This is a genomic window from Agrobacterium sp. CFBP 3001, from assembly GCF_027871605.1.
GTDB lineage: Bacteria > Pseudomonadota > Alphaproteobacteria > Rhizobiales > Rhizobiaceae > Agrobacterium > Agrobacterium leguminum.
In genome coordinates, this window is record NZ_JAQAHD010000049.1 from 1 (window position 1) to 3,152 (window position 3,152).

The following is a 3,152-nucleotide window of genomic DNA, read 5'->3' on the forward strand; positions in this document are numbered from 1 at the left end:
GGTGGACGTTGTGGGCTGGCGGCAAGAGAAGGCAGGCGGAGCCGAGTCATTGTCTTTTTGGCTTGCTGCTGGTCCGAACGGACACAAAGCATGCGCATATTCCACGCCAAGGCCTGCCGGTTTCCTGGATGCGTTATCGGAGAGGCTTGGTACACCGGATAATCTGGACAAGAATGACGCGATCGAAAGTACGACAGCCTGGTGGAAACGAGGTGCGGTCGAGTATTCTTTTGTTCAGGTAGGTTCATCCGCCGTCATCAATATCAACTCAAGTCGATGAGATAATGGGAACAGCCGAAGCGTATTTTACGTCGTTACCGAGCAGAAAAATAGACGGAAAAGGTGTCGCGCGTGTCACTTGCCTGACTCAATTGCTGTGGGTTCTCAGGAAAACCAGACGTCCGGATAGATGGCAATTGCACTTTGGTCGGGGAAGCGGTCAGCCTTTCTCCAGATAGACCGTATAGTCCGCGCCTCGTCGAAATTGGCCGGCACTCTGGAAGGAGCAACCTCTCTTGAAGCGCCCACGCATGGAATAAACCATGCCGGCATCAACGGTTTGGCACTGAAGCCGCCGCTGTCGGCCCGAACCAGCAGCGTCAGGGCAACTTCCTCGCTCGGTCGCCACGGAAAGATCATCCGACCGCCGGGCTTGAGTGCTCGTAGCCAGTCAATTGGAGGTGCTGCCGCTCCAGCATTCACATAGATCACATCGGATTTAGGGAGCCGCTTTTGAGTCGCGTCAGCGTTGATCACGCTTACTCCCTCGAAGGGTTCAAGATTAACTCGAGCTTTTTCAGCCAAGCTCTTGTCGATTTCGAAGGCTGTTACTGTACCTGTTGGCAACACGAGCATCGACAGGATCGCTGAGTAGTATCCCGTTCCCGCACCGATATGCGTGACCGCTTCTCCGCGTTGCGGTGCAACTGCTCCGAGCCAGGCCGCATGAAGCGAAGGCTCCCCGTTGTTGATTCCTTTGTCTGCATCAAGCGCCACCAGGACGTTATGGTAGAGGTAAACGGGATCAGCACTCGGCGTATCGAAATACCGGAGGTTGATCATGACTTTCCAGGGACCAGGCGGGAAGAAAGCTTCGCGGGGCACGACCTCGAAAGCCCTTTCGAGCCGCGGGTCGGACGACCTGCTCGCTTCTACCATCAACCGCGCGTAAAACCCGCGTATTTCTTCGATGCTGGCTCGTTCATTTGCCATGAGCTGGTCTCCTGTCGATGTAGAAAACATCTGACAAACCAATCGGAATTTGCCTTCAATCCGATATTCGGCGTTCGTTCAGGAAGTTTTCGATCTTTTTCGCTTCCTTCTCGTGGGCCGGCTGTTGCCCGGGGGAAAGTTTCTTTGGCGCGACCTCTTTCGGGGTATCAGGGGCTACGCCTGTCCCTGCTGTCTCAGCCGTGAAGTTGAAGCGTACGTCGCCATCGATTGGAAGGACGGCGATCTTTGCTTCGCATTTCAGGATCGCACGAACACCCGCTTGTGCGAATGCCTTATTGAGTGGCCCATCTCCTTTCGACACGACTTTCGGCACGCCTTTCAGTTTCCCATCTTCGAAATGTGCTTCGATGATGGCGGAGGTTGTCGCGCCGGCAGGAACCATAAAGCAGCCGAGGACGGCTTTCTGTAATCTGGCCTTGTCGTGATCGGAGGGTTCCGCTGCCATCGAGACTGATATCAGGAGCGGAAGAGCAAACGATGCCATGACAGTGGGCCGCCAGTGCTGCTTTTGGATTTTGCATCTATATGGTTTGCTCTTCGTGCCGCGCATAATCGATCGCTTCCGTTCGTTGTTCCGCATGTGATCGTAACCGCTCCTCGGGCACAATAACCAGGACGTTGAAACCTTGGTCGATATCAAAGGTCTGCGGGTCGAGCAGTTCGTTTACATGCTCCGAGCTGAACCAAAGCCAGATATTTTGATCGTAGACGGTCGCGACCGCTTCTTTCATGACATCTTTGATGGCTTCGATGATTTCGACCCCGGCCCCGCCTCTCGTATTGAGGTGCATGAGCTTTTTCCGTGCCGGGCTTCCCGCATCGGAAACAGCGATGGACACCCTGTCCTTCATGTAACTTTTGACCCGGACCCGCAGTCGCTTCGGGCGAGACGCATCAAATTGGTCGTTAATGGCTTTGACGCGCGCCTCGATGTCGGCATCGTCCAGGCGCTCCTTGGGCAAAACATCGTCCGCCGGCGCAAGCTCGTCGCCAAACTGCGCGCGTGCCACCTCGGCAGCGTGATGCGCGTATGCGAGATGAGTAACGGGTAGTGCCTTCAGCCATTTGCGGCGTTGCGTGATCGCCATCGACTTTGCCGCTTCCTCACCGAATTTGGCGATGGAGAAGTTTTCTCTTTTTTGCCCCTCACTGGTCATCAGCGTTGCCTGCCAGACATCCCCGTCAGCCGCATCAACGCGCCTCACGCCGGAAATTCCGCTCCGATTGTTCTTACGCAGAAGTACGGCCTGCTCGTGATTGGTGGCAGGCGGAATTGCAAGGATAATGGCATCGCGGTAGGCGCGTGCCTGACGATAGGCGGCATCGCCCGAACCGTAGACACTGTCCTTGAACAGCCTGACGATCCTGTGGCCGCGCCGCCTTAGGCTGACCCACCAGCCAGCACCGCGGTGTGCCCCGGCGGCTTCTTCTCGACGCAAGCCATAGTGGTCGGCGTCGTGTTTTGTCTGTTTCGGCCTTGCTCCAACCGGCACGTCCACCCCCTCCTGTCAGATTTCATCGATGGAATTTTGGCATATCCAGGTTGCGGAATTCATGGTGAATCCATGGTTTCGCCACAATGTTTGATTGCATTCTGTCGAGATTTTGGCAGTTGATTGATATTTTTCCGATCTTCCATCGAGGTTTGCCATGAATGATCAGACTTCTTTTTCCGATTTCATTCAGGCGAGCCGTGTGCTCAAGGTCAAGTCTCCGTTAGGGGAAGATCAGCTTCTGCCGGAACGACTTGCGGTTGACGAGGGCGTATCGCAGCTCTTCGACATTCGTCTGACGGTGCGTGCCAAGAAGGAAGCGGTCAAGCCCGAAGAGCTGATCGGACGGCTGGTCGATATCTCCATCGAGATCAGCCAGGGCGACGGCGATGGCGGCGGTGTTCGCCGCCCCTTCAACGGCCTGGT

General features: G+C 55.6%; 4 protein-coding genes and 1 pseudogene. 2 read left to right on the forward strand and 3 right to left on the reverse strand.

Annotated features, from left to right (window positions below):
* A pseudogene (locus PH605_RS25170) lies at positions 1 to 280 on the forward strand (hypothetical protein); the annotation flags it as partial.
* 104 nt (positions 281 to 384) lie between these two features.
* On the opposite strand, the gene PH605_RS25175 reads toward PH605_RS25170, so the two are convergent.
* Genes PH605_RS25175 through PH605_RS25185 form a run of 3 tightly spaced genes read right to left on the reverse strand, consistent with a single transcriptional unit; the run spans position 385 to position 2,726 of the window.
* A complete protein-coding gene (locus PH605_RS25175) occupies positions 385 to 1,212 on the reverse strand; it encodes a protein-L-isoaspartate O-methyltransferase family protein (protein WP_078053768.1) in 828 nt (275 codons plus the stop codon).
* A gap of 55 nt (positions 1,213 to 1,267) precedes the next feature.
* Positions 1,268 to 1,717: a hypothetical protein gene (locus PH605_RS25180; RefSeq protein ID WP_078053767.1), complete on the reverse strand. Its 450-nt coding sequence runs from the start codon at positions 1,715 to 1,717 to the stop codon at positions 1,268 to 1,270.
* A 37-nt stretch (positions 1,718 to 1,754) separates the two neighbouring features.
* Entirely contained in the window at positions 1,755 to 2,726 is a 972-nt protein-coding gene (locus tag PH605_RS25185; protein ID WP_193559590.1) for a hypothetical protein, read from the reverse strand.
* A 157-nt stretch (positions 2,727 to 2,883) separates the two neighbouring features.
* On the opposite strand from PH605_RS25185, the gene PH605_RS25190 reads away from it, so the two are divergent.
* The coding region (locus PH605_RS25190) for a contractile injection system protein, VgrG/Pvc8 family (RefSeq protein WP_442866772.1) at positions 2,884 to 3,152 on the forward strand (269 nt) is incomplete at its 3' end.